20 protein-coding genes and 2 tRNA genes are annotated in these 26,236 nt (G+C 70.2%); 8 read left to right on the top strand and 14 right to left on the bottom strand.

The window, feature by feature from the left end; all coding sequences use genetic code 11:
* Nucleotides 1-9: 9 nt before the first annotated feature.
* A complete protein-coding gene (locus tag AC07FT_RS16295) occupies nucleotides 10-1,458 on the bottom strand; it encodes a peptidoglycan D,D-transpeptidase FtsI family protein (protein ID WP_479176763.1) in 1,449 nt (482 codons plus the stop codon).
* Between the two features lie 196 nt (nucleotides 1,459-1,654).
* Nucleotides 1,655-4,285: a valine--tRNA ligase gene (locus AC07FT_RS16290; protein ID WP_479176762.1), complete on the bottom strand. Its 2,631-nt coding sequence runs from the start codon at nucleotides 4,283-4,285 to the stop codon at nucleotides 1,655-1,657.
* A gap of 122 nt (nucleotides 4,286-4,407) precedes the next feature.
* On the opposite strand from AC07FT_RS16290, the gene AC07FT_RS16285 reads away from it, so the two are divergent.
* From AC07FT_RS16285 to AC07FT_RS16275, 3 genes are read left to right on the top strand one after another with little or no spacing between them, the layout of a single operon-like run.
* Nucleotides 4,408-5,316: a hypothetical protein gene (locus AC07FT_RS16285; RefSeq protein ID WP_479176761.1), complete on the top strand. Its 909-nt coding sequence runs from the start codon at nucleotides 4,408-4,410 to the stop codon at nucleotides 5,314-5,316.
* Between the two features lie 29 nt (nucleotides 5,317-5,345).
* Complete coding sequence (locus AC07FT_RS16280) at nucleotides 5,346-6,377, top strand: hypothetical protein (protein WP_471205457.1); 1,032 nt, start codon at nucleotides 5,346-5,348, stop codon at nucleotides 6,375-6,377.
* A 30-nt stretch (nucleotides 6,378-6,407) separates the two neighbouring features.
* Nucleotides 6,408-7,253: a hypothetical protein gene (locus tag AC07FT_RS16275; protein WP_479176760.1), complete on the top strand. Its 846-nt coding sequence runs from the start codon at nucleotides 6,408-6,410 to the stop codon at nucleotides 7,251-7,253.
* A gap of 129 nt (nucleotides 7,254-7,382) precedes the next feature.
* Here the strand turns inward: AC07FT_RS16275 and clpX are convergent, their stop codons facing one another.
* The 5 genes from clpX to AC07FT_RS16250 form a co-directional block, all read right to left on the bottom strand.
* The gene (clpX, locus tag AC07FT_RS16270; protein WP_432039212.1) at nucleotides 7,383-8,669 is read right to left on the bottom strand and encodes an ATP-dependent Clp protease ATP-binding subunit ClpX; all 1,287 of its coding nucleotides are present in this window, start codon (nucleotides 8,667-8,669) and stop codon (nucleotides 7,383-7,385) included.
* 178 nt (nucleotides 8,670-8,847) lie between these two features.
* Complete coding sequence (locus AC07FT_RS16265) at nucleotides 8,848-9,504, bottom strand: ATP-dependent Clp protease proteolytic subunit (RefSeq protein WP_471205461.1); 657 nt, start codon at nucleotides 9,502-9,504, stop codon at nucleotides 8,848-8,850.
* Between the two features lie 61 nt (nucleotides 9,505-9,565).
* Nucleotides 9,566-10,168: an ATP-dependent Clp protease proteolytic subunit gene (locus AC07FT_RS16260; protein ID WP_471205539.1), complete on the bottom strand. Its 603-nt coding sequence runs from the start codon at nucleotides 10,166-10,168 to the stop codon at nucleotides 9,566-9,568.
* A gap of 301 nt (nucleotides 10,169-10,469) precedes the next feature.
* Nucleotides 10,470-11,894 (bottom strand): trigger factor, encoded by a 1,425-nt coding sequence (gene tig, locus AC07FT_RS16255; protein ID WP_479176759.1) that lies wholly within the window; start codon nucleotides 11,892-11,894, stop codon nucleotides 10,470-10,472.
* A gap of 155 nt (nucleotides 11,895-12,049) precedes the next feature.
* Nucleotides 12,050-12,126, bottom strand: a tRNA-Pro gene (locus tag AC07FT_RS16250).
* Between the two features lie 173 nt (nucleotides 12,127-12,299).
* Between AC07FT_RS16250 and AC07FT_RS16245 the strand changes: the two genes are divergently transcribed.
* A tRNA-Gly gene (locus AC07FT_RS16245) sits at nucleotides 12,300-12,373 on the top strand.
* Between the two features lie 75 nt (nucleotides 12,374-12,448).
* Here the strand turns inward: AC07FT_RS16245 and AC07FT_RS16240 are convergent.
* Nucleotides 12,449-12,643 (bottom strand): hypothetical protein, encoded by a 195-nt coding sequence (locus AC07FT_RS16240; protein ID WP_254740476.1) that lies wholly within the window; start codon nucleotides 12,641-12,643, stop codon nucleotides 12,449-12,451.
* 617 nt (nucleotides 12,644-13,260) lie between these two features.
* On the opposite strand from AC07FT_RS16240, the gene AC07FT_RS16235 reads away from it, so the two are divergent.
* Nucleotides 13,261-14,451 carry an acyltransferase family protein gene (locus AC07FT_RS16235; RefSeq protein WP_471205465.1) on the top strand — a complete coding sequence of 397 codons (1,191 nt, stop codon included), beginning with the start codon at nucleotides 13,261-13,263 and terminating at the stop codon, nucleotides 14,449-14,451.
* 82 nt (nucleotides 14,452-14,533) lie between these two features.
* On the opposite strand, the gene AC07FT_RS16230 is transcribed toward AC07FT_RS16235, so the two are convergent.
* The 3 genes from AC07FT_RS16230 to AC07FT_RS16220 form a co-directional block, all read right to left on the bottom strand.
* Entirely contained in the window at nucleotides 14,534-17,059 is a 2,526-nt protein-coding gene (locus tag AC07FT_RS16230; RefSeq protein ID WP_479176758.1) for an ABC transporter permease, read from the bottom strand.
* A complete protein-coding gene (locus tag AC07FT_RS16225) occupies nucleotides 17,056-17,898 on the bottom strand; it encodes an ABC transporter ATP-binding protein (protein WP_479176757.1) in 843 nt (280 codons plus the stop codon). Before AC07FT_RS16225 ends, AC07FT_RS16230 begins: the two co-directional genes overlap by 4 nt.
* Before the next feature lie 123 nt (nucleotides 17,899-18,021).
* Nucleotides 18,022-19,164: a PP2C family protein-serine/threonine phosphatase gene (locus AC07FT_RS16220; RefSeq protein ID WP_254740484.1), complete on the bottom strand. Its 1,143-nt coding sequence runs from the start codon at nucleotides 19,162-19,164 to the stop codon at nucleotides 18,022-18,024.
* Between the two features lie 128 nt (nucleotides 19,165-19,292).
* Here AC07FT_RS16220 and AC07FT_RS16215 point away from each other — a divergent pair, with 128 nt between their 5' ends.
* Complete coding sequence (locus AC07FT_RS16215) at nucleotides 19,293-20,522, top strand: GNAT family N-acetyltransferase (RefSeq protein WP_479176756.1); 1,230 nt, start codon at nucleotides 19,293-19,295, stop codon at nucleotides 20,520-20,522.
* Nucleotides 20,523-20,539: 17 nt separating this feature from the next.
* Here AC07FT_RS16215 and AC07FT_RS16210 read toward each other — a convergent pair whose 3' ends face one another.
* A complete protein-coding gene (locus tag AC07FT_RS16210) occupies nucleotides 20,540-21,349 on the bottom strand; it encodes an Fpg/Nei family DNA glycosylase (RefSeq protein ID WP_471205473.1) in 810 nt (269 codons plus the stop codon).
* Nucleotides 21,349-21,837, bottom strand: a complete 489-nt coding sequence (locus AC07FT_RS16205; RefSeq protein ID WP_254740490.1) for a ribose-5-phosphate isomerase — start codon at nucleotides 21,835-21,837, stop codon at nucleotides 21,349-21,351. The genes AC07FT_RS16210 and AC07FT_RS16205 overlap by 1 nt, the downstream gene beginning before the upstream one ends.
* A 182-nt stretch (nucleotides 21,838-22,019) precedes the next feature.
* Here AC07FT_RS16205 and AC07FT_RS16200 point away from each other — a divergent pair, with 182 nt between their 5' ends.
* Nucleotides 22,020-23,486 (top strand): amino acid permease, encoded by a 1,467-nt coding sequence (locus AC07FT_RS16200; RefSeq protein ID WP_471205475.1) that lies wholly within the window; start codon nucleotides 22,020-22,022, stop codon nucleotides 23,484-23,486.
* 195 nt (nucleotides 23,487-23,681) lie between these two features.
* Here AC07FT_RS16200 and AC07FT_RS16195 read toward each other — a convergent pair whose 3' ends face one another.
* On the bottom strand, nucleotides 23,682-24,296 hold the full coding sequence (locus AC07FT_RS16195) for a biotin transporter BioY (RefSeq protein WP_479176755.1): 615 nt from the start codon (nucleotides 24,294-24,296) through the stop codon (nucleotides 23,682-23,684).
* Nucleotides 24,297-24,570: 274 nt separating this feature from the next.
* On the opposite strand from AC07FT_RS16195, the gene AC07FT_RS16190 reads away from it, so the two are divergent.
* Entirely contained in the window at nucleotides 24,571-25,992 is a 1,422-nt protein-coding gene (locus AC07FT_RS16190) for an amino acid permease (protein WP_479176754.1), read from the top strand.
* The last annotated feature ends 244 nt before the right edge of the window (nucleotides 25,993-26,236 follow it).

The raw sequence follows: 26,236 nt of genomic DNA, 5'->3' as shown, positions 1-26,236 counted from the left end.
CTCGTACCGTCAGTCCAGCGTGGCCCGCATCACCGACCGGGCGATCGGACCGGCCAGGCCCCCGCCGGAGACGTCGGCGCGCGCGGCGTCGCTGTCCTCGACCACCACCGCCACCGCCACCTTGTGCCCCTTGCCGTCATCCGCGTAACTGACGAACCACGCGTACGGCTTACCGCTGTTGTTCTCCCCGTGCTGCGCGGTACCGGTCTTGCCGCCCACCTCCGTCCCGGGGATCCGGGCGTTGGTGCCGGTGCCCTCGTCCACCACGGTCCGCATCGCCGAGCGCAGCTGGGCCGCGGTGTCCTCGGACATCGCCCGGCCGTACTCCTCCGGCCCGGTGCGGTCCAGGGCGGACGCGCCGCCGTCGGTCGTACGGTCCACCAGGTGCGGCGTCATCAGCTTGCCGTCCCCGGCGATGGCCGAGGTCACCATGGCCATCTGGAGCGGGGTCGCGGTGACGTCGAACTGGCCGATACCGCTCAGTCCGGTCTGCGCGTCGTTCATCCCGTCCGGATAGACGCTCTTCGCGGCACGCACCGGGATGTCCAGCTCGGAGTCGCCGAAGCCCAGCTTCTCGGCCTGCGCCGCCACCTTCTTCTGGCCCAGGTCCACGGCCATCTTCGCGAAGACCGTGTTGCACGAGTACTGGAGGGCGGTACGGATCGTCGCGTCCTCACAGGGCGCGGACGGGTTCTCGTTGCGCATCCGGGTGGCGGTGCCCGGCAGCAGATACGGATCGGGGCTCTTGGTCGGCACGTCCACCGAGTCGTACAGCCCGTCCTCCAGCGCGGCGGCGGCCACCACCAGCTTGAAGGCCGAACCCGGCGGGTACGTCTGGCGCAGCGCCCGGTTCAGCATCGGCTGGTTCTCGTCCTTCTGGAGCGCCTGCCATGCCTTCTGGTCGTCGGCGGAGGAGCCCGCGAAGGTTCCGGGGTCGTAGGAGGGCGTGCTCACCAGGGCGAGGACGCGGCCGGTGTCCGGATCGATCGCCACGGCGGCGCCGGTCTTGTCCCCCAGCCCCTCGAAGGCGGCCTTCTGGGCGGCCGGGTCGATCGTGGTGATCACGTCACCGGGCTCGGAGCGCTCCCGGGTGACCGCCTGGAGGGGGTTCTTCAGCCTGCTGTCGGAGCCGTCGAGGACCGGGCGCTCCAGGGCTTCCAGCTGGTTGCTGCCGTACGACTGGGAGGCGTAGCCGGTGACCGGCGCGTACAGCTCGCCGTCGGTGTAGGTGCGCTTGTAGCGCAGACTGCCCTCGGTGGCCCGGGAGCCGGTGACCGGCTTGCCGCCGACCACGATGTCACCGAGGGGGCTGGCGTACCGGGAGATGGCCCTGCGGCTGTTGTGCGGGTTGTCCCGGAGGCTGCTGCCCCGCGCCACCTGGACGTAGGTGACCCAGGCGATCAGGGTCAGCACCAGCAGCAGGGAGAACACCGAGGCGTTCCGCAGGGGCTTGTTCATTCGGCCAGATCTCCTTCCGGGACGTACACGGAGAAAGACTCCCGGAAGGCCCGTTGTGGTTCCCGATGGGGCATACCTGTGCATCCGCTGTGAGATCGGTGTGCCGGAGCGGTGTGCCCCGGACCGGAGTGGGCCGGAACGCGTCAGCGCCCCCGCCGTAGGACGGCGGGGGCGCTGCTGGTGGATACGCGGTGGATCAGCCCTTGGGCAGGGCCGCCAGCTGGGCGGTGATGCGGGCGATATCGGCCTCGGCCGTCGCCTGCCGGGTGCGGATCTTCTCCACCACATGGTCCGGCGCCTTGGCGAGGAAGCCCTCGTTGGCCAGCTTCGCCGTGGTCTGCGCCTTGTCCTTCTCGGCCGCGGCGAGGTCCTTGGCCAGCCGCTTGCGCTCGGCCTCGACGTCGATCGCGCCGGACAGGTCCAGCGCCACCGTCGCGCCCGCGACCGGCAGCGAGGCGGTCGCGGTGAACTCCTCACCGGCGGGCTGGAGACGCAGCAGCGACCGCATGGCGTCCTCATGGGGCGCCAGCGGCGTGCCGGACAGGTCGAGCCGCGCGGGGACCCGCTGGCCGGGCTGGAGACCCTGGTCGGCACGGAACCGGCGGACCTCGGTGACCACCTGCTGGAGGTTCTCGATCTCCCGCTCCGCCGCCTCGTCCCGGAAGCCGCTGTCCTTCGGCCAGTCGGCGATGACCACCGACTCCTGACCGGTCAGCGAGGTCCACAGCTTCTCGGTGACGAACGGGACGACCGGGTGCAGCAGCCGCAGGGTGACGTCCAGGACCTCACCGAGGACGCGGCGCGAGGCGTCGGCCTCCGGACCGCCCTTGGCGAAGGTGGTCTTGGACAGCTCGACGTACCAGTCGAAGACCTCGTCCCACGCGAAGTGGTAGAGGACGTCGGAGAGCTTGGCGAACTGGTAGTCCTCGTAGAACGCGTCGACCTCGGCGACGACCTCGTTCAGCCGGGACAGGATCCAGCGGTCGGTGGCCGAGAGCCGCTCGGGGGCGGGGAGTTCGCCCTCGACCGTGGCGCCGTTCATCAGGGCGAACCGGGTCGCGTTCCAGATCTTGTTGGCGAAGTTCCGGGACGCCTGGACCCAGTCCTCGCCGATCGGGACGTCCACACCGGGGTTGGCGCCGCGGGCCAGGGTGAAGCGGACCGCGTCGGAGCCGTACTGGTCCATCCAGTCCAGCGGATTGACCGCGTTCCCGAAGGACTTGGACATCTTCTTGCCGAACTGGTCGCGGACCATCCCGTGCAGGGCGATGGTGTGGAACGGCGGGGTGCCGTCCATCGCGTAGAGGCCGAACATCATCATCCGGGCGACCCAGAAGAAGAGGATGTCGTAGCCGGTGACCAGGACGGAGTTCGGATAGAACTTCTCCAGGCTCTCGGTCCGCTCCGGCCAGCCCATCGTGGAGAACGGCCACAGCCCGGAGGAGAACCAGGTGTCCAGGACGTCGTTGTCCTGGTGCCAGCCCGCGCCGCTCGGCGGCTCCTCGTCCGGTCCGACGCAGACGACCTCGCCCTCCGGCCCGTACCAGACCGGGATCCGGTGGCCCCACCACAGCTGGCGCGAGATGCACCAGTCGTGGAGATTGTCGACCCAGTCGAAGTAGCGCTTCGACATGTCCTCCGGGTGGATCTTCACCCGGCCGTCGCGGACCGCGTCGCCCGCGGCCTTGGCGAGCGGACCGACCTTGACCCACCACTGCATGGACAGCCGCGGCTCGATGGTGGTCTTGCAGCGCGAGCAGTGGCCGACGGAGTGGGTGTACGGCCGCTTCTCGGCGACGATGCGGCCCTCGGCGCGCAGCGCGCCGACGATGGCGCTGCGGGCCTCCAGCCGGTCCAGGCCCTGGAAGGGACCGTGGGCGGTGATCACCGCGTGCTCGTCCATGACGGAGAGGTTCGGCAGCCCGTGGCGCTGGCCGATCTCGAAGTCGTTCGGGTCGTGGGCCGGGGTGACCTTGACCGCGCCGGTGCCGAACTCCGGGTCGACGTGGGCGTCGGCGACGACCGGGATACGACGGCCGGTGAGCGGCAGTTCGATCTCGGTACCGACCAGGTGGCGGTAGCGCTCGTCCTCCGGGTGGACCGCGACCGCGGTGTCGCCCAGCATCGTCTCCGCGCGGGTGGTCGCGACGACGATCGACGTATCCCCCTCGCCATAGCGGATCGAGACGAGCTCGCCGTCCTCGTCGTCGTACTCGACCTCGATGTCGGAGATGGCCGTGAGACAGCGGGGGCACCAGTTGATGATGCGCTCGGCGCGGTAGATCAGCTCATCGTCGTAGAGCTTCTTGAAGATGGTCTGGACGGACTTGGACAGGCCCTCGTCCATCGTGAACCGCTCACGGTTCCAGGCGACACCGTCGCCCAGGCGCCGCATCTGGCCGGAGATCTGCCCGCCGGACTCGCCCTTCCAGCGCCAGACCCGCTCGACGAACGCCTCCCGGCCCAGGTCGTGGCGGGAGACGCCCTCCTTGGCCAGTTCGCGCTCGACCACGTTCTGCGTGGCGATACCGGCGTGGTCCATACCGGGCTGCCACAGCGTCTCGTAGCCCTGCATGCGCTTGCGCCGGGTGAGCGCGTCGATAAGGGTGTGCTCGAAGGCATGACCGAGGTGCAGCGATCCGGTCACGTTCGGGGGCGGGATGACGACGGTGTACGGCTCTTTGTCGCTCTTCGCGCTGGCCTCGAAATAACCTCGCTCTACCCAGCGCTCGTACAACTGCCCCTCTACATCGGCCGGCGCGTACTGGGTCGGCAGTTCGGGGTGGCTGTTCGGCCCGTCGGGGCGCTGCGAAGAGTTCTCGGTCACGACGGCAGTCTAAAGGGCGGGGGCAGTCCGTTACGAACCCGTTGTGGCCCCGGCGCCGAGCCACGGCAGCGCGTCGGGAAGGATGTTCCGCACCTGTCATGCGCATCAAGGAGAGAGGCACGATGAGCTATCAGCAGCCGCCGCCGCAGCCCGGCCCCTATGGGGGTCAGCCAGGGCCGTACGGCGCCGGTCAGCCGCCTGTGCCCAATCCGTATGCCCAGCAGCCCGGCGGATACGCCCAGCCCCCGCAGGGAGGCTACGGACAGCCGGGCGGCTACGGCGCGCCGGGGCCGTACGCGGCACCGCCCCAGACGCCCTACGGCGGGCCTCCGCAGCAGGGGGCGCCGCAGCAGGGGGCGGGCTACTACGGCGGACCGCCACCCGCTCCCGCGTCCGGTGGCCGCGGCAAGGGGCGGACCATCGGTCTCACGGTGGGCGCCCTGGTGGTCGTGGGCGGTCTGGTGGTGGGGGGCTTCGCGCTGCTCGGCGGCGAGAGCGGTCCGTACAAGCTGACGACGCCCAAGACGGTCGCGGCGGAGTACCAGCGCCAGGGGTCCGGCACCGACGACAGCGATCTGTCGGCGGCAGGCCGCAAGGACCTCCGGAGCGTCCCGGTCGTCAAGGACCCGCACCTGGTGGCCGCCGACTACCAGACGGCCGGCAAGAAGATGATGAAGTTCACCGGCGTCTGGGGCGAGGTGACCGACCCCCGGCGGGGTGCCGACCTCGTCCTGGCGGTCATCGTCAAGACCCTCCAGGACAACGGCACCGCCGAGGCCAACGGCTCGGCCCAGGAGTTCACCCCGAAGGACTTCGACGGGGACGTCCTGAAGTGCCAGTCGATGAAGTTCACATCGCAACAGGGATCCATGGAGGCACCCGCGTGCGTCTGGGGCGATGAGAACACCCTGGGCGTGGCCGTGATGGCGGACCCGGCTGCCGCGGTTCTGGGCGACAGCATGTCCTTGAAGGACGCCGCCGACCTGACGGCCAAGGTGCGCAAGGACGCGCGCGTCGCACGGGACAGCTAGCAACACCCGAGTTCGAACGAAGGACTGAGATGAGCTACAACCAGCCGGGCCCCTACGGCCAGCAGCCGCAGCAGCCGGGTCCCTACGGGCAGGGCGGTGCCGCCGGCCAGCCCGGCTACGGCTACCCGCAGCAGGGTGGCTACGGGCAGCAGCCCCCGCCGCCGAACCCCTACGCGCAGCCGCAGGGCCAGCCGCAGGCGGGCTACGGCTACCCGCAGCAGCCCCAGCAGCCCGCCCCGCCGTACGGCCAGCCCCAGCAGCCGTACGGCCAGCAGCCGCCCTACGGGCAGCCGGGCGGGCCGGGCCCGTACCAGCCAGAGCCGGGCGGCAACAAGAAGAAGGGCATAGCCATCGCCATCGGCGCGGTGGTCGTGGTGGCCGCGGTGATCGGCGGCATCGTGCTCATGGGCGGCGGTGACGACGAGAAGGGCGGATCCAAGGCCAAGGGCGGCGACAAGGTCGGCGGCTCGGTCCCCGACGACGGCAAGCGCTACAAGCTCACGACGCCCGAGACGGTTGCCTCGGAGTACCAGAAGGAGCCCGGTCAGGACTCGGGCTCCGCCCTGTCCGAGAGCGACAAGCGCGACTTCGCCGCCTTCGGCGTGACCGACCCGGAGGGCACCGGCGCCCGCTACAAGTCGGGCTCGGGCATGGACCTCAAGGCCCTGGAGTTCAAGGGCGTCTGGGGCGAGGTGAAGGATCCCGCGAAGGTCGTCGACGGCGCCTTCGACAAGATGGCCAAGGCCGCCACGGACGACCCGTCCGCCGGGTCCAGCGGCGCCACGGCCGAACTGGTCGGCAGCCCGGAGGAGAAGTCCCCCAGCGGGCTCGACGACGCCGTGATGAAGTGCCAGAACGCCAAGTTCAACCCGGGGTCGTCCGCCACCAGCGGGGCCAAGTCGTTCACCATCCCGATCTGCATGTGGGGTGACCACAGCACCGTCGGCTACGTGGTGGTCTCCGACACGGCGTCCGCGGTGTCCGGCCGGGGTCTGACCCTGGACCAGGCCGCCGACATCACCGCCAACGTCCGCAAGGACGCGCGCGTCGAGATCAAGTAACCGAACCGGAAAGGGGAATCCCCAGCACCCATGAGCTACAACCAGCCACCGCCGCCGCCCGGTCCGCCGCCCGGACCGTTCGGTGGCGGTCAGCCCAATCCGTACGGCGGGGGTCAGCAGCAGCCGCAGGGCGAGCCCAACCCGTACGCCCAGTCCCCGTCCTACGGCTACCCCCAGCAGCCGCAGGCACCCCAGCAGGGCTACGGCTACCCCCAGCAGCCGGGCCCCTACGGCCAGCCCGCCTATACCGGAGCTCCCGGAACCGGCGGCGGCCGCAACAAGACCAAGATCATCGCCATTACGGCCGCCGCGGTCGTGGTGGCGGCTGCGGTCGTCACCGGAGCCGTGGTGCTCACCGGTGGCGAGGACAAGCCCGAGGCGATGAAGCTGGTCACCCCCAAGGAGCTCGACGAGGGCAACTACAAGCTGGACAAGGGCACGTCGGACCTCAAGAACGAGGGCACGACCGTGCAGGACAGCATGCCCAAGGGCGCGACCTCCGTCATGGCCCGCTACACCCAGTCCGACGACGAGAACTCGGGGCTGGTCTTCTCCGGAATGTACGGCGAGATCAGCGATCCCGGGAAGGTCCAGGACTCGATGTTCAAGGGCTTCAAGGGCGGCGACAGCTCTCCGAGCGTGGAGCAGAAGCGCAAGAAGTTCACGCCCGGCGGCGCGGACGGCCCCGCCATCGAATGCGAGGTCGTCAAGATCTACGACCGGCTCTACGCCCCGGCCTGCGCCTGGGCGGAGAAGACGGACGCCGCGATGGTGCTGGACGTCGACGGTGAGAGCGAGGACGCGTCCGATGTGGACCTGGAAGCCTTCGCCAAGGTGACCGCCGGTATCTACAAGGACACCCGCAAGCCCGCCTGAGGGCGCCGCGGGGGTGCCCTCAGGCGCGCGTCAGAGGCACCAGGAGACACGAAGAGGGCCCCCGGGAGACCCGGGGCCCTCTTCGTACGCTCTGGGGGCGCTGACGGCCGCGCCGGGGCGCTGAGGCGGTCAGGCGCTCTTCTCGTGGCGCTCGCCCGGCTCGCTGCCGCGGGTGCGCGGGACGAGGGTCGGGTTCACGTTGGAGTGCACGACCTCCTCGGTGATGACGACCCGGGCGACGTCCTTACGGGACGGCACCTCGTACATCGCCGACATCAGCACCTCTTCGATGATGGCGCGCAGACCGCGGGCGCCGGTGCCGCGCAGGATGGCCTGGTCGGCGATGGCCTCGAGGGCCGGACGGTCGAAGTCCAGCTCCACACCGTCGAGTTCGAACAGCCGCTGGTACTGCTTGACCAGCGCGTTCCGCGGCTCGACCAGGATCTGGAGCAGCGCCTCGCGATCGAGGTTGTGGACGGAGGTGATGACCGGGAGACGGCCGATGAACTCCGGGATCATCCCGAACTTCACCAGGTCCTCCGGCATGACCTCCTGGAACTGGTCGCTGGCCTCGATCTCGCGCTTGGAGCGGATGGTGGCGCCGAAGCCGATGCCCTTGGCGCCCGCCCGCGACTCAATGATCTTCTCCAGACCGGCGAACGCACCGCCCACGATGAACAGCACGTTCGTGGTGTCGATCTGGATGAACTCCTGGTGCGGGTGCTTACGGCCGCCCTGCGGCGGAACCGAGGCGGTGGTGCCCTCGAGGATCTTCAGCAGTGCCTGCTGGACGCCCTCACCGGAGACATCGCGGGTGATCGAGGGGTTCTCGCTCTTGCGGGCCACCTTGTCGATCTCGTCGATGTAGATGATGCCCGTCTCGGCCTTCTTGACGTCGTAGTCAGCGGCCTGGATGAGCTTCAGGAGGATGTTCTCCACGTCCTCGCCGACGTAGCCCGCCTCGGTGAGCGCGGTGGCGTCGGCGATGGCGAAGGGGACGTTGAGCATCCGGGCGAGGGTCTGGGCCAGCAGCGTCTTGCCGGAGCCGGTGGGGCCGAGCAGCAGGATGTTGGACTTCGCCAACTCGATGCCGTCGTCGCGGCTGTTGCCGCCGTTCTCGCCCGCCTGCACCCGCTTGTAGTGGTTGTAGACGGCGACGGAGAGCGCCTTCTTGGCGGCTTCCTGGCCGACCACATAGCCCTCGAGGAACTCGTAGATCTCGCGCGGCTTGGGGAGTTCCTCCCAGCGCACCTCGGAGGTCTCGGCGAGCTCCTCCTCGATGATCTCGTTGCAGAGATCGATGCACTCATCGCAGATGTACACACCCGGGCCCGCGATGAGCTTCTTCACCTGCTTCTGGCTCTTCCCGCAGAACGAGCACTTGAGCAGGTCGCCGCCGTCACCGATGCGTGCCACGAGGTGCTTCCCCTTCGCCTTGGATCCGCTTTGCTCCGCGGACCCGGGTGCTTGCGCTGCGCTTTCTGCTGTGTGACCGGAGACCGGCTCCGGCCCTCTATGACGGTACCTTGCCGGGCCCCCGGTTCGGGCCCCCCTTGGACCTACTCGGTCCGAGGGGGGCGATGTCACCGGTGCGTCAGCCGAGGCCGACGGAGGTCTTGCGGGTCGAGACGATCTGGTCGACCAGACCGTACGCCAGCGACTCCTCGGCGGTGAGGATCTTGTCCCGCTCGATGTCGTCGCGGATCTTCTCGATCGGCGTGGTGGAGTGCTTGGCCAGCATCTCCTCCAGCTGCGAGCGCATCCGCAGGATCTCGTTGGCCGCGATCTCCAGGTCGGAGACCTGACCCCGGCCGGTCTCGCTGTACGGCTGGTGGATCAGGATCCGGGCGTTGGGCAGCGCCATCCGCTTGCCGGGGGTACCGGCGGCGAGCAGCACGGCGGCGGCGGAGGCCGCCTGGCCCATGCAGACCGTCTGGATGTCGGGCTTGACGAACTGCATCGTGTCGTAGATGGCGGTCAGCGCGGTGAACGAGCCGCCGGGCGAGTTGATGTAGACCGAAATGTCGCGGTCCGGGTCCATCGACTCCAGGCACAGCAGCTGCGCCATGACGTCGTTGGCCGATGCGTCGTCGATCTGCACGCCCAGGAAGATCACCCGCTCCTCGAAGAGCTTGGCGTACGGGTCGTACTCACGGATGCCCTGGGAGGTGCGCTCGACGAAGCGCGGCACGACATAGCGGGATTCGGCCATCGGGCGGTCGTAGATACCGCTGCCGGGAAAGTTGTTCATCTGGGTCTTCACCATCCTGTGGCGATCTGAGGGCTGGAGGTCGGCTACGGGACGGCGGGACTCAGGCCCCGGTGCCGCCCCCGCCCGGAACGCTGGACGCGGACACCATGACGTCGTCCACCAGGCCGTACTGCTTGGCCTCATCGGCGGAGAACCAGCGGTCACGGTCCGAGTCGCGGGTGATCTGCTCCACGGTCTGGCCGGTGTGGAAGGCGGTCAGCTCCGCCATGCGCTTCTTGGTGTGCAGCAGCCGCTCTGCGTGGATCTTGATGTCCGAGGCCGAACCCGCCAGGCCCGCGGAGGGCTGGTGGATCAGGATCTCGGCGTTCGGCAGCGCGAACCGCTTGCCCGGGGTTCCGGCACTCAGCAGGAACTGCCCCATCGAGGCGGCGAGGCCCATGGCGATGGTGACCACGTCGTTCTGGATGTACTGCATGGTGTCGTAGATCGCCATGCCGGCCGAGATCGAGCCGCCCGGGGAGTTGATGTAGAGGTAGATGTCCTTGTCCGGGTCGGCTGCCAGCAGGAGCAGCTGCGCCGTGATCTTGTTCGCGATGTCGTCGTCGACCGGCTGGCCGAGGAAGATGATCCGCTCACCGAGCAGCCGGTTGTAGACCTGGTCGCCGAGGCCACCGATGGTCGGCTCGCCGGCGGCGGAAGGCATCGTATTCGTCACGTATCCACCTGCTCGTCTCTGACGGCGACTGGCCGTCTCAGCGTCTTCTTCTGGGCTGGGGGACATGGCCGCCGGTGCGCTCCGGCGGGCTCGTGAGACTCCCCTGCCCTCGTATCTACGGACCCTAACGCGCTGGTCGGCGGGCGCCATCCCGCATCAGGAACTGTTCGCTCTGAGCGCATGTCCCGCCCCCGGCACGGGTCCGGGGGTACGGCTTCGCGGAACACGAACGGGCCCGGACGTGTGCAGACGTTCGGGCCCGTTCGTACGGGCTGGGGGCGGACGAAGGTCAGCTCTCGGCCTTGTCCTGCTTGTCGCCCTCGGCCTGGGTCTCCTCGGCGGCGGCCTCGGCGGCCTCGGCGCCCTCCTCGGAGGTGGCCTCGACGGTCTCGCCGGTCTCGTCCTCGTCGTCCAGGTCGACGGTCTCGCCCTTGTCGTCGACGACCTTGGCGGCCTCGACCACGACGGCCAGCGCCTTGCCTCGGGCGACCTCACCGACGAGCATCGGCACCTGGCCGCCCTCGACGACGGCCTGGGCGAACTGGTCGGGGCTCATACCGGAGGACTGCGCACGGCGCATCAGGTGCTCGGTGAGCTCCTCCTGGCCGACCGAGAGCTGCTCCTTGTTGACCAGCTCGTCCAGGACGAACTGGGTGCGGATGCCCTTCTCGGCCTGCTCCTTGAGCTCGGCGTCGAACTCCTCGGCGGTCTTGTCCTGCATCTGGAGGTAGGACTCCAGGTTCAGGCCCATCTGGCCGAGCTGGTGGTGCTCCAGGTTGTGCTTGCGGGTGTTGATCTCGTCCTCGAGGAGCTTCTCGGGGATCGGGACCTCGACCAGCTCCAGGAGGGCGTCCAGCACCTTCTCCTGGGCCTGGGTGGCCTGCTCGAACTTCTTGGTCCGCTCCAGGCGCTTGCGGCTGTCCGCGCGCAACTCCTCGAGGGTGTCGAACTCACTGGCGAGCTGGGCGAAGTCATCGTCCAGCTCGGGCAGCTCACGGGCCTTGACCTCGGAGACCTCGACCGAGACCTCGGCCTCCTTGCCCTGGGCGGAGCCGCCCTTGAGCTCGGAGGTGAAGGTGGTGGAGCCACCGGCCTCCAGGCCGGTCACGGCCTCGTCGATACCGTCCAGCAGCTCACCGGAGCCGATGGTGTAGGTGACGCCCTGGGCGACGCCGTCCTCCAGGACCTCACCGTCGACCTTGGCCTCGAGGTCGATGACGACGACGTCGCCCTCGGCCGCGGCGCGCTCGACGGCGCTGGTGGTGGCGAAGCGGTCACGAAGCTGCTCGATCGACTGGTCGATGTCCTCGTCGGACACCTCGACCGAGTCCACCGTGACCTCGATGCCCGAGTAGTCGGGGATCTCGATCGCCGGGCGGATGTCGACCTCGGCGGTGAAGGCCAGGAGCTCGTTGTCCTTGAGCTCGGTGATGTCCACCTCGGGCTGACCCAGCGGGTTCAGCTCACCCTCGTTGACCGCTTCGGTGTAGAACTTCGGGAGCGCGTCGTTGACGGCCTCCTCCAGCACCGCCCCGCGGCCGAACCGCTGGTCGATCACGCGGGCCGGGATCTTGCCCTTGCGGAACCCAGGCACCGAGACCTGCTGGTTGATCTTCTTGTACGCCGCGTCGAGGCTGGGCTTGAGCTCCTCGAAGGGCACCTCGACAGTGAGCCGAACCCGGGTCGGGTTCAGGTTCTCCACGGCGCTCTTCACGGTTCGGTCTCCTTGGGGCTGACGTGTGGTGTTCTGCTGCATGCGCTGATGCGTCCGCAGCGGATCGCGCCCGGCAGAGATAAAGACACAGACGCGCAGCTTGCATAGTAACCGCACGGCTGACGCGCCCCACAATGCGATCTTGTCGCCGGTGATGGTCGGGGTGGCCGGATTCGAACCGACGACCTTCCGCTCCCAAAGCGGACGCGCTACCAAGCTGCGCCACACCCCGTCGGTGCGACACGTAGGGTACATGGCCGCGGACGCCCCGGCCGCCGGATATTCGACTGGTGGGCAAGGGTGTGCGGGGAACCGCCGGAACCCGCTACGATGCATGCCGTGCCGCGCTCCGGGCGATCGTTCCGGACGGTGCCGTCCCGGTCCGGCCGGGCGCATGCGGCGCGCGCGGGCGTAGCTCAATGGTAGAGCCCCAGTCTTCCAAACTGGCTACGCGGGTTCGATTCCCGTCGCCCGCTCCACAGGCCCTCGGCCCGGTTCCGGATCATGTCCGGCCCGGGCCGTTGTGCGTGGTGCGCGCGTGTTGCCGGGCGGGGTCAGACGTCTATGTCGCTGATGGCGTTCGCGACCGAGTCGAGGAAGTCCTGGATGTCCGGTGCCAGGTCCGAAGAGGCGAGCAGGAAGCCGAAGAGGATCGCCACCAGACCCGGACCCCACTTGATCGAGCCATTGCGGATCATCAGCACCAGGACGATGCCGACCAGCACCACCAGTGACAGAGAAATGACCACAGCTGATCACGCACCCTCGGTCGCACACGTCTCCGGCCCGGAAGCACGCGACCCCGCACACCCCCGCGGTCACCATCGTGCCACCAACTCCCGCTCCACAGCAGCGGGGTGAAGCGGACACCGGCGGAGTGCGCGTAACCCACCCACCCCTCCGGTACCCATCCGGTAATCCATCACACAAGCGGACACGGGTGACGCTGCCCACAATTCGAGGAGTCGCCCGAACGTCAATTTCGAGACTCGCCCGATAGCCAACCCGGCGGCCTGCGCGGCCATTTCGGAATTCTTCTGGCGGTCGCTCGGGCGGGTGACAAAGCATCAATGAATCAGACATTCCGCCAGAGCCTCCTGCGGGGCATATGCGCCATTTAAGGGGTATGAAGCATGACAGAACGGACAGCGAAAGCCGTGAAATCACGTGATCGGATCGCTTTGTCGACTTGATCGCCGAGGGTTAACAGCCAAGCTATGAGAGGTATTGGCCACAAAGAAGTGAACGAGGTTTTACGCAATACAGGTTTCGGCGCTATCGTGCCTTAGATGTTCCACGCTGCCATGACTCCCCCTCGCGCAGTGAGGTCCCGGACGGTTTCTCCCAGTTCCTGGTGGGAGGGCCTGTGACCAACTCCCTGCGCCCGCACGGCTATCAGCGGGCTCCCCTCCCCCCGGTCCAGGAGGCGGCACCCCCCTCTCCCACCTCGCGGGACAACGAAGCAGGACAACACAAGGCGGCCCCGCCCGCCCCGAGCGTTCCGGCCGGACAGAAGCCGAAGCAGCGCGACGCGTTCTTCGACAACGCCAAGTACCTGGCGATCGTGCTGGTCGCGATGGCCCACTCCTGGGAACCGCTCACGGATCACAGCCGCACCGCGGAAGCGCTGTACATGACGGTGTACACCTTCCATATGCCGGCCTTCATCGTGATCTCCGGCTACTTCTCGCGCAGCTTCGACATGCGGCCGGACCGGCTCAAGCGGCTCATCACCGGGATCGCGGTCCCGTACGTGATCTTCGAGGTGGCCTACACCTTCTTCAAGCGCTGGGCCGACGACGACCCCACGTATGACTTCAGCCTGCTGGACCCCTGGTACCTCACCTGGTTCCTGATCGCGCTCTTCGTCTGGCGGCTGTCCACGCCCATCTGGAAGCTGGTCCGCTGGCCGGTCCCGCTCTCGCTGGCGGTCGCCACACTCGCGTCGGTCTCCCCCGACATCGGCGATGACCTCGACCTCCAGCGGGTGCTCCAGTTCCTGCCCTTCTTCGTGATGGGCCTGTGCATGAAGCCCGAGCACTTCCAGATGGTCCGGCGGCGCGAGGTGCGCTGGCTGTCGCTGCCGATCGGTCTGTGCGCCCTGGCGTTCGCCTACTGGGCGGCGCCGCGGATGAACTCGGCCTGGTTCTACCACCGGGACAGCGTCCAGGAGCTCGGCGCTCCGCCATGGACCGGTCCGGTGATGACGCTGGCCCTGTTCGGCTGCTCTGTCGTGCTGGTCAGCTGCTTCTTCGCCTGGGTGCCGCGGCGCCACATGTGGTTCACCGCGCTGGGCGCCGGAACGCTGTACGGCTACCTGCTGCACGGCTTCCTCGCCAAGGGCTCCCGCTTCTGGGGCTGGTTCGACGAGTACGAGTGGCTGCACAAGCCGCTCGGCGAGATCACGGTCACGATCATCGCGGCCTCCGTGGTCACGGTGCTGTGCACTCCCCCGGTCCAGCGTGCCTTCCGCTTCGCGATGGAGCCGAAGATGGCGTGGGCCTTCAAGAAGGACCCCGCAGAACAGGCCCGCAGCCGCACCACGACGGCGGCCTGAGCACACCCACCGGGGATCCGCGGGACGGAACGGCGAAGAGGGCCGGAGCCATTGGCTCCGGCCCTCTTCGTTCCCCCTCCCTCTAGGGACCCCGGCGCTTCCGGCGCAGCGCCGCCCGCGCGGGCAGCCCCGTCGCCACGAGGCCGAGCGCCACCGCGGAGCCCGCGAAGGCGCCGTAGGTGACCGGTGGGATGTACGGGCCCTCCCCGGTCAGCCCGCGGGTCATCGGGGTGAGCGTCGCCAGGGCGATGGCCGTGCCCAGGACGATGCCCGCGGTGACCACCAGCAGCGCCTCCCAGCGCACCATTCCGAGGATCTGCCGGCGGGTGGAGCCGATCAGCCGCAGGGTGCTCAGCTCGCGGCGGCGGTCGAGCACCGTCATCACCAGGGCGTTGGCGGCGGCGACGGCGGCGAAGCCGCCGAGGACCGCGGCCATGGTGGTGTTGGCCCAGGCGTTGAGCTCGCGCTCCTCGTCCTGGCCGGCCGCGTAGCCGTCCCGGTCGGTGACCTGCGCGCCGATCCGGCCGAGGGCCGCCGCGACGGCCGCCCGGTCCGCGCCCGCGTCGTCCCGTACCAGCACCGTGCTGTCGAAGGACGACGTCATATGGGCCGTCAGCGCCGCCCGGGGAAGGGTGACCCGGGCGAGGCCCAGACCCCGCCCATAGGTGGCGACCACCTTCGGCCGCACAGCGGTGCCGTCCGGGAGCCGCAGCCGCAGCCGGTCGCCGACCCCGACGCCCGCCGCCTCCGCCACGTTCGCGTCGACCGCCACCCGGCCCGGGCCGAGATCGTCCAGCCGGCCGGTACGGAGGTCCAGGTCCTGCACCGCCGCCAGGGCGCGGCCGCCGCCCGAGACACCCTGGGCGGAGACGCCTTCCAGCGGACTGGATCCGCCCGAGCCGGTCGGGACCAGGACGCCGGTACGCAGGACGCCCACCGCCGCCGTGACGCCCCGGACGGACGCGGCCCGTCCGGCGGTGCCGGCCGGGAGGCCGTCGGGTGCGGTGAGCACCTGGTCGGCGACGATGCCCGCCCGGGACTGCTCCGCCGTCACGTGGTCCTCACTGGTGTGCAGGAAGACCAGGGTGGAGGAGAAGGCCATGGCCAGCACGATCGGGGTGATCGCGGAGGCGAGCCGGCCGGCGTTGGCCCGGGTGGTGGTGGACGCCAGATGGGCCGCGGCCGATCCCGCGCGCAGCGGCATCCCGATCAGCCAGGCGCACAGCCGGGCGATCTGCGGGCCGAGCAGCCCCACGGCGAGCATGAAGAGCATCACGACGCCGAGGGCGGCGTTGGCCGCGTCCTCACCGGTGGCCGAGGCGGCGACCCCGGCAAGGACGAAGCCGCCGACGAGGGCGGCCAGGCCCAGTGGCGTACGGATCAGTCCGGGCCGCAGCCGTTCGACGGCCGCCTCGCCGATGGCCTGGCCCGGTGTGATCCGCGCGGGGCGGCGGGCGGCCACCAGCCCCGCCAGGAGAGCGGTCAGCAGGACCGCGCCGACGGCGATCGCCGGCGGCAGCCAGGAGAGCGCGAACTCCACCTCCCCGGGGACCGCCCCCTTGTCCTTGAGCTGTCCGAACCACCAGCGCGCCAGGGCGATTCCGGGCAGACAGCCGAGCGCGCCCGCGAGCGGTGCGACCAGCAGGGCCTCGGTGGCGATCGACCGGCGGATCTGGCGCGGGGTGGCGCCGATCGCGCGCAGCAGCGCGAATTCGCGGCGGCGCTGGCCGACGGAGAGGGCGACGGTGCCCGCGGCGGTGAAGACGGCGACGGCGGTGGCCACTCCGCCGAAGGAGCCGCCGAGGGCGATGAGCATCTCCTTCGCCTCGGCGAGCGCGGGCTCCTCGACGTCGCCACGGCCCTCGCCGGTGTGGACGCCCCGAGCGTGGGCGGCGCCCCGGAAGGCCCGCTCCAGACGGTCGGCGAGCGTGTCGGCCGTGGTGCCGGGTCCGGGGCGGACGAGGATCGCGTCGACGTCACGGGGGTGGCCGCTGAGCGCCCCCGCCCGGCGGTCGGTGAACCAGGCGGCCGGCCCCTCGTCCTCGGCGGAGTGCGCAGGGCCGGTGGTACGGGCGAGTCCGGACACCCGGAAGGTGTGGTCGCCGTCCGGCGCGGTCACGGTGATCCGCCCGCCCACGCCGGTGTCCGCGGCCCGGGCGGCGGCCTCGGTGAGCACCGCCTCGCCGCCGCGCGGGGCGCTGCCCTCGGCCAGGGCGATACCGGTGAAGGGGGCCGCGCCCCAGCCGTGGCCGGTCAGCCCGCCGTCGGCGGTGCGCAGCGGGAAGGTCAGATCGGGTGCCGCGGCGGCGGCGCCCGGGGTGCGGGCTGCGGTGGCGACGAGAGCGGCGTCGAGCCGGGCCCGGTCGGGGACCTGCAGGCTGTCGGCCGTGTCCCCGCTGCCGTAGCCGACCTCCTGACCGGCGGTGGCCACGACGGGGGCGGCGGCGTAGCGCTCCGGCGGTACGGAGGCCCTCAGGCCGGTCTCCAGCAGGATCCCGCAGGCGGACACGATCATCGCGGCGAGCATCAGGGCGATGAAGGTGCCCGCGAAGGCGGACGGTTTGAACCGGACGGCGGCGCGGGCCAGTCCGTTGCTGAGCGACCTCATCGGACCGGTCCCCCGGCCATGGCAGCGGCGGCGGGGGCCCGGCCGGTGAGCCGGGTCATCCGCTCGGCGATCTCGGCTGCCGGGGAGCGGGGCAGCCGGTCGGCGATGGATCCGTCGGCGAGGAAGAGCGTGTGGTCGGCGTAGCCGGCGGCCACCGGGTCGTGGGTGACCATGACGACGGTCGCACCGAGCGCGTCCACGGCGTGCCGCAGCAGGACGAGCACTTCGGCGGCGGTGACGGTGTCCAGGGCCCCGGTCGGCTCGTCGGCGAAGACGACGTCGGGGCGGGTGACCAGGGCGCGGGCGATGGCCACCCGCTGCTGCTGGCCGCCGGAGAGCTGCCCGGGGCGGCGCCGGGAATGCTCGTGCAGTCCGACCTGGGCGAGCACTTCGCGCGCCAGGCGCCGGTCGGGGCGGACGCCCGCGAGCCGCAGGGGGAGCAGCACGTTCTGCTCGGCGGTGAGCGAGGGCAGCAGATTGAATGCCTGGAAGACGAAGCCGAGGCGGCTGCGGCGCAGCGCGGTGAGCTTGTTCTCGCTCATGCCGGTGATCTCGGTGCCGCCCAGCGTCACGGATCCCGCGGTGGGCCGGTCGAGTCCCGCGGCGCACTGGAGGAATGTGGACTTGCCGGATCCGGACGGGCCCATGACGGCGGTGAAGCTGCCGCGCGGCAGCGCGAGGTCGATCCCGCGCAAGGCGTGCACGGCGCGGCCGCCGCGGCCGTAACTGCGGCGCACGCCCCGCAGTTCGACGGCGTGGTCGCGGGTTCCGGCCGTGTGGTGCTCGCCGGTGTGATGCCCGCTGGTGTGATGCTCGCGTCGCCGCCCGCGCAGCCGCATGGTTTCCGCCTTCCGAGGAGTTCGCCCGACCCCTCGAACGTACGGAGCGCGGAGCGGCCGCGGCCATGGCGGTTTCCGGTGTGTACGGGGTGGGGCTAACCCCCGGTGACCTGGGGGGTCGTCCTAGTCGCGGCAGATCAGCAGCAGCGCGCGGTCGTCGTTGACGTCCTTGGCGACGGTCTCGATCAGATGCCAGGCGGCGCCGTGGAAACCCGAGGAGACATAGCGGTCGGCCTCGCCGGTGAGCCGGTCGATTCCCTCGCTGATGTCGCGGTCGGCGGTCTCCACGAGGCCGTCGGTGAAGAGCATCAGGACGTCGCCGGCGCGCAGGGTGCCCTTGATGGGGTCGAACTGGGCGCCGTCGTAGACGCCGAGGAGCGGGCCGTCGGCGGCCTTCTCCTCCCATTTGCCGGTGCCCGCGCTGAGCTGGAGCGCGGGGAGGTGCCCGGCGGAGAACAGCTCGAAGTCGCCGCTGTCCAGGTCCAGGACGAGGTGGACGGAGGTCGCGAAGCCCTCGTCCCAGTCCTGGCGCAGGAGGTAGCCGTTGGCGGCGGGGAGGAAGCCGTGCGGCGGCAGGGAGCCGAGCAGTCCGCCGAAGGCGCCGGAGAGCAGCAGGGCGCGGGAGGCCGCGTCCATGCCCTTGCCGGAGACATCGGTGAGGACGACCTCGAGGGTGCGGCCGCCGCCGGTGCGGGCGGCCACCACGAAGTCGCCGGAGAAGGACTGGCCCCCGGCCGGGCGCAGGGCCATCTCGCGGTGCCAGCCGCGCGGCAGCCCGGGCAGTTTGCTCTGCACCCGGATCCGCTCGCGCAGGTCGAACAGCATGGTGCCGCCGCGCCGCCAGGGCACGCCGACCCGGCTGCGGAACTGGGCGATCAGCAGGCCGAAGAAACCGACGGCGGCGACGACCAGGATGGTGCCGGGGGTCACCCGGGAGGAGGCGTCCTCCTCGGTGTAGGGGCCGAGGACGGCGGATTCCACGATCAGGGCGGTGGCGGCGGCCGCGTAGAGGGCGAGCAGGCTGGCCGGGCGCAGCAGCAGACCGCCCGCGACGATGGGCAGTACGAGTGCGGAGGGGGCGCACCAGTCGGGCTGGGCGATGGTGCCGCAGGCGATGGCGGGGACCCCGAGGAGCAGCATGGCCAGTGCCAGCCGGTCGGAGCCCTCACCGCGGAAGTAGTCCACTCCGGCTTTGCGCACGCCGGTGCGAGCCCGGTGCAGTGCTCTGCGCATCCGGGCCATCGGAGTGTCCACGCCGCCTGTCATTGCACCGGGACCCTACCCACCCGTTTGGACGCGCGTCGATTCGTGGCGCGTCGAACCACCCGCGCAGGGGGGCAATCGTAAGCGAAATTCGTTCGCGTGTACGGGAAACGGCTGCTAGGGATGGGAATATGACGACTGAGCTGCGCGTGCTCGATCCTGCGGTTTGGGATGATTGGTACGGAAAGCTGGTACTCGCATTCGGCGGAGTTCCCGAAGCGCCCGAGGAATCCGGGCTCTGGCGGGAGTTGACCGAATGCGAGCGCTCGATCGGGGTCTGGGACGGCGCGGACATCGTCGGCACCGCGGGGCTCTTCAGTTTCCGGATGACGGTTCCCGGCGGCGCCTCGGTGGCCGCACCCGGTGTGACCATGGTCAGTGTGCAGGCGACGCACCGGCGGCGCGGCGTGCTGCGCTCGATGATGAGACGCCAGCTCGACGACATCCGCGCCATGGGCGAACCGCTGGCGGTGCTGACCGCGTCGGAACCGGACATCTACGGCCGGTTCGGCTACGGCATCGCCACCCAGAGCGCGTACGCGGAGATCGACACCGACCGGGTGCGGCTCGCCGTTCCCGAGGGCACCGACCGGGTGACCCTGCGGGAGGTGGCACCGGCCGACGGGACCGGGGCCTGCGAGGCCGTGTACGCCCGGCTGGTGCCCACCCGGCCGGGCATGCTGGAGCGGCTGCCGAAGTGGGAGCGGCTGCCGGTGCTCGACCCGCCCGGTGAGCGCGAGGGCGCGTCCCCGCTGCGCTGTGTGCTGGCCGAGTCGGACGGCGAGGTCACCGGGTACGTCCGGTTCGCCATCAAACCGGACTGGGACCTGGCGGGGCCCAAGGGCACGATCGTGCTGCGCGATCTGGAGGCCCTGGACCCGGCGTCCCGCGCGGCGCTGTGGCGCTTCCTGTTCGAGATCGACCTGACCTCGGTCATCCGCACCGGCGGCCGGCCGGTCGACGATCCCTGGCAGCACCTGGTCTCGGACATCCGGCGGTGCCAGGTGCGGCTGCGGGACTCGCTGCACGTACGGCTGGTGGACGTGGGCGCGGCGCTGGAGGCGCGTGCGTACACCGCCCCGCTGGACGTCGTCCTGGAGGTCGCCGACCCCTTCTGCCCCTGGAACGAGGGGCGCTGGCGGCTGACCGGCGACGCCAAGGGCGCCTCCTGCGCCCGTACCTCCGATGCCCCCGATCTGCGCCTCGGTGTGCGGGAGTTGGGGGCCGCGTACCTCGGCGGGGTGTCACTGGACGCCCTGGCGGGGGCGGGCCGGGTGCGGGAGGTCCGCGAGGGGGCGCTGGAGGCGGCGTCGGCGGCCTTCCTGAGCACCCGGGCCCCCTGGCTCCCGCACGGTTTCTGAGGCGGCCGGCGGGGCGCTCAGGCCCGTTGGCAGCCGGGGCACCAGAAGAGATTGCGGGCGGCGAGGTCGGCGGTGCGGACCTCGCCGCCACAGATGTGGCAGGGCTGACCGGCGCGGCGGTAGACGTAGACCTCGCCGCCGTGGTCGTCCACGCGGGGCGGGCGGCCCATGGCCTCGGGGGTGTGCTCGGGCCGGACGGTGTCAATCCGGTTGTTCCGCACGCCCTCGCGCATCAGCTCCGCCAGATCGGCCCAGATGGCGTCCCATTCGGCGCGGATGAGCCCGCGGCCGGGGCGGTACGGGTCGATGCCGTGCCGGAACAGCACCTCGGCGCGGTACACATTGCCCACCCCGGAGACGATCTTCTGGTCCATGAGCAGGGCGGCGACGCTGACCCGGCTGCGGGAGATCCGGTCCCAGGCACGCTCACCGTCGTCCTGCGGGCGCAGCGGGTCGGGGCCGAGCCGGTCGTGCACCGCCTGTTTCTCGTCCTCGGTGATCAGCCCGCAGGCCGTCGGGCCGCGCAGGTCCGCGAAGCCCTCCGGGTTCTCCAGCCGCAGCCGGACGGTGTCGGTGGGCGGCGGGGCGGGGGCCGGGCCGAAGCCGTACTTCCCGAAGAGCCCCAGGTGGACGTGGACCCAGCCGGAGGCGGCGAAATCCAGGAAGAGGTGCTTGCCGTGGGCCTCGGCGTGGTGCAGCGGCCGGCCGTCGATCAGGGCGGCACCGTCCGCGAACTTGCCCTGCGGGCTGCTGGCCCGGACGGGCCGGCCGCCGAATCGCTGAAGGTGGTCGGCGGCCAGCCGGTGGATGGTGTGCCCTTCGGGCATCAGCCGTGATCGGGGTGGTGCGCCGGGATCGGGGGCAGCTCACCGGTGGTCTCGTACGCGGCGAGCATCTCGATCCGCCGGGTGTGGCGCTCCTCACCCGAGTAGGGGGTGTTGAGGAAGATCTCGACGAACTTGGTCGCCTCTTCTTCCGTGTGCATACGGGCGCCCACGCTGATCACGTTGGCGTTGTTGTGCTCGCGACCGAGCGCGGCCGTCTGCTCACTCCACGCGAGAGCGGCCCTGATGCCCTTGACCTTGTTGGCCGCGATCTGTTCACCATTACCGGATCCGCCGATCACGATGCCGAGGCTGTCCGGGTCGGCGGCGGTCCGCTCTGCGGCACGCAGACAGAACGGCGGGTAGTCGTCCTGGGCGTCGTAGATGTGCGGGCCGCAGTCGACGGGCTCGTGCCCGCCCGCCCTGAGCCACTCCACGAGGTGGTTCTTGAGGTCGTAACCGGCATGGTCGGAACCGAGGTACACGCGCATGTCCCGAGTGTGACACGCCCGTGTCCCCCTTGCCCCGCCGGGTATGCGACCCCGAAAACCACGCCAAAACCAAGGAACCTCAAGGAAAGCTCAAGTAACAATCCGGAATCAAAGGTTCATCAAACGGTCTTCCTGAGATTCACTGGCGTCGCTCGTAACCCGAGAGCAAAGGAACCGAGCCCATGAGCGCACAACCCGCGACCACCTCGGAGCAGCAGAGGCCCGGCGACTCCGGCCCCGGCTCCCCCGACGGCCTGAAGGCCGGACTCAAGAACCGACATCTGTCGATGATCGCCATCGGCGGAGTGATCGGCGCCGGCCTCTTCGTGGGCTCCAGTGCGGGCATCGCCAAGGCGGGCCCCGCCATTCTGATCTCTTACGCCCTCGTCGGCCTGATGGTCGTCCTGGTGATGCGGATGCTGGGTGAGATGGCCGCGGCCAACCCCAGCTCCGGCTCGTTCTCCGCCTACGCGGACCGGGCCCTCGGCCGCTGGGCCGGATTCTCCATCGGCTGGCTGTACTGGTTCTTCTGGGTCGTGGTGCTGGCCGTCGAGGCGACCGCCGGCGCGGTCATCCTCGAGGGCTGGGTACCGTCCGTACCGCAGTGGGCCTGGGCCCTCATAGTGATGGTCGTGCTGACCGCCACCAACCTGGCCTCGGTCGCCTCCTACGGCGAGTTCGAGTTCTGGTTCGCGGGCATCAAGGTCGTCGCCATCGCCGCCTTCATCGTGATCGGCGGACTGGCCGTCTTCGGCGTCCTGCCGGGCTCGGACAACCCCGGAGCCGGTCTGGACCACCTGACCGACCACGGAGGCTTCCTGCCGAACGGACCGGGAGCGATCCTCACCGGTGTGCTGCTGGTCGTCTTCTCGTTCATGGGCAGTGAGATCGTCACCCTGGCCGCCGGTGAGTCCGAGGACCCGCAGCGTGCCGTCTCCAAGGCCACCAACAGCGTCATCTGGCGTATCGCGGTGTTCTACCTGGGCTCGATCTTCGTCGTGATCACCCTGCTGCCCTGGGACTCCAAGCAGATCGCCGACAAGGGCTCCTACGTCGCCTCGCTGGACTCCATCGGCATTCCGCACGCCGGCCAGGTCATGAACGTCATCGTGCTGACCGCCGTGCTCTCCTGCCTCAACTCCGGCCTGTACACCGCGTCCCGGATGGCGTTCTCGCTCGGCCAGCGCGGTGACGCCCCGGCCGCCTTCGGCCGGACCAACTCCCGCGGTGTCCCGCAGGCCGCGATCCTCGGCTCGGTCGTCTTCGGTTTCGTCGCCGTCTGGTTCAACTACCAGTGGAAGGACACCGTCTTCGACTTCCTGCTGAACTCCTCGGGTGCCATCGCGCTCTTCGTGTGGCTGGTCATCTGCTTCACCCAGCTGCGGATGCGCGGGATCATCCTGCGGGAGAACCCGGACAAGCTGATCGTCCGGATGTGGCTGTTCCCGTACCTGACCTGGGCGACCATCGCCATGATCTCGTTCGTGCTGGTCTACATGCTCACCGACGACGCCGGGCGCGAGCAGGTCCTCCTCTCCGCGCTGGTGGCCGCGCTGGTGGTGGCCTTCGCCCTGGTCCGCGACAAGATGTCGCCGAGCCACCAGGCGACGGGCACCGAGGGCAAGACCAAGGAGTCCGTGGCTCCGTAACCGCCTCCCCGCCCCTCCGGGGGCTCCGGGTGACGACGAGCGACGCCGCAACGGGCCGGGGCCCGCACCAGTGGATGGTGCGGGCCCCGGCTCCGTATGCCTCCGGACGCCGCTGGTGCCCCTGTGAGGCCCCACCGGGCCCCCTGGGGGTCCGGTGGGGCCCCGGTGAGGGCTCACGGCGTCGTACGGCGGTGCTCAGCCGTGGCGGCCGAGCAGCTTCCAGGCGGCGGGCAGCGCGCCCATCGCCAGCGCGGCCTTCAGGGCGTCCCCGATGAGGAAGGGGGTCAGCCCGGCGGCGACCGCCTGGGAGAAGGAGATGTCGGCGGCCAGCGCCAGGTAGGGAACGCCGACCGCGTAGATGATCGCCGATCCGACCGCCATGGTGCCCGCGGTGCGCAGCGCCCCGCGGTCGCCACCGCGCCGGGCCAGGGCGCCCACCACGGTCGCGGCGAGCATCATGCCCAGCACATAGCCGAAGGACGGGGCCGCGGCACCGGAGTCGCCCTCGGCGAACCACGGCATACCCGCCATCCCGGCCAGGGCGTACAGCAGCAGGGATGCGAAACCGCGTCCGGCGCCCAGCGAAGTGCCCACCAGCAGGGCGGCGAAGGTCTGGCCGGTCACCGGCACCGGCGAACCGGGAACCGGCACCGACACCTGTGCGGCCAGCCCGGTCAGCGCGGCGCCGCCGAGCACCAGTACGGCGTCACGGGCCAGGGCACGCCGGTCGGGGCGTCCGGCGGTGCGGGCGGGGAAGACCACGTCCGCGAGGACCGTACCGGTCGGGGCGGTGGGCGAGGCGGTGCTCATCAGCGAAGCTCCCAGGTGAGAGGTGGTGGACAGCGGTGGTGAACAATAGGGCGACGCTAACCCGGCGGGGCCGTACCGATCACCATCGGTTGACCACAAAGGGCGGAGCGCGCACTTGGCGGCTTCCGGCATAGCGCCGCGATACAGAGCGTCACCGAGGTGTCCGATATCCAGACAATCCAGCTCGCAGTGTTGTCCTCACCGGACACACGCCTCACACTGAGCTCGTTTTGCACCCGTCCGCCCCCCCCACCCAAGGGACAGAGAAGAGCACATGAATCGGACACCTGCGTCCTCCGCGCCACAGCGCGACATGGAGGCAAGCGGCGCGGGCACACCCGCCTCGCCCGCGCTCTCCCACGGCCTCAAGCAGCGCCATCTGTCGATGATCGCCCTCGGTGGGGTGATCGGAGCGGGCCTGTTCGTCGGCTCCGGTGCCGGAATCGCCGCCGCCGGCCCCTCGATCGTGCTCGCCTACGCCATGTCCGGGCTGCTGGTGATGCTGGTCATGCGGATGCTGGGCGAGATGTCGGCCGCCAATCCGGCCTCGGGATCCTTCTCCGTGCACGCGGAGCGGGCCATCGGGCCGTGGGCGGGGTTCACCGCCGGCTGGATGTTCTGGGTGCTGCTGTGCGTGGGCATCGCGGCCGAGGCGATCGGCGCCGCCGGGATCATGGTCCAGTGGTTCCCGAGCACCGACTCCTGGATGTGGGTCGCCCTGTTCATGGCGGTCTTCTGCGCCACCAACCTGGCGGCGGTCAGCAACTTCGGTGAGTTCGAGTTCTGGTTCGCCGCGCTCAAGATCGCCGCGATCACCCTCTTCCTGGTTCTCGGCGTCCTGGCGATAGCCGGTGTGCTGCCGGGCACCGACGCCCCGGGCGGCTCCAACCTCTCCGGGGACGGCGGCTTCCTGCCCAATGGCCTGGACGGCCTGGTGGTGGGTCTGCTCGCCTCGGTGTTCGCCTACGGCGGTCTGGAGACGGTGACCATCGCCGCCGCCGAGTCCGAGAACCCGGTCAAGAGCGTCGCCTCGGCCGTGCGCACCGCGATGTGGCGGATCGCCCTGTTCTACGTCGGCTCCATGCTGGTCGTCGTCACGCTGATCCCGTGGGACGACAAGGCGATCCTGTCCGACGGCCCGTACGTGGCGGTCCTGGACCACCTCGACATCCCCGCGGCCGGCAACATCATGAACGTCATCGTGCTGATCGCCCTGCTCTCCGCGATGAACGCCAACATCTACGGCGCCTCCCGGATGTCGTACTCGCTGGTCGCCCGCGGTGAGGGCCCGGCCTTCCTGGGCAAGGTCAGCGGCGGTGTCCCCCGGCTCACCGTGCTCGCCTCCTCCTTCTTCGGCTTCGTCGCGGTGCTGCTGAGCTACTGGTGGCCGGACACCATCTTCAAGTGGCTGCTCAACATGGTCGGCGCCGCGGTGCTGGTGGTGTGGGCCTTCATCGCCGTCGCCCAGCTGCGGATGCGCAGCAGGCTCCAGCGCGAGGCGCCGGAGAAGCTGGTGGTCAAGATGTGGCTGTTCCCCTACCTCACGTGGGTGGCGCTGGCCGCCACGATCGGTGTGCTGGGCCTGATGCTCCGCGAGGCCGACACCCGCAGCCAGCTGTACGCCACGGCCGGTCTGACGGTGGCGCTGGCGATCATCGGCTACGTCCGCCAGCGGGCGGTGACCCGCAAGGGCTGACTCGGGGGTGGGCTTCGGCCTGCCGCTCGGTCAACGATTCGCGGTTCTGCACGACGAACGGGTGCTCGGGTCCGAGCACCCGTTCGCGGCGTTCGAGCAGCTGCCGTTGAACGGCCAGCCCGTGGGCAACCCGGGCTGTGAGCGACGGTGTCGCCAGAGTCCGCGGATGACCGGGGCTTGCAGGCGGATGCGCTCGCCTCAGGCCGTCCTTGTCCGGCCAGGGCGTCCAGGGACAACTGCCAGG

This window comes from Streptomyces sp. NPDC045899 (assembly GCF_056431485.1).
Note: the sequence above shows the minus strand (reverse complement) of the source record. Positions and strands in the feature narration are given on the sequence as shown.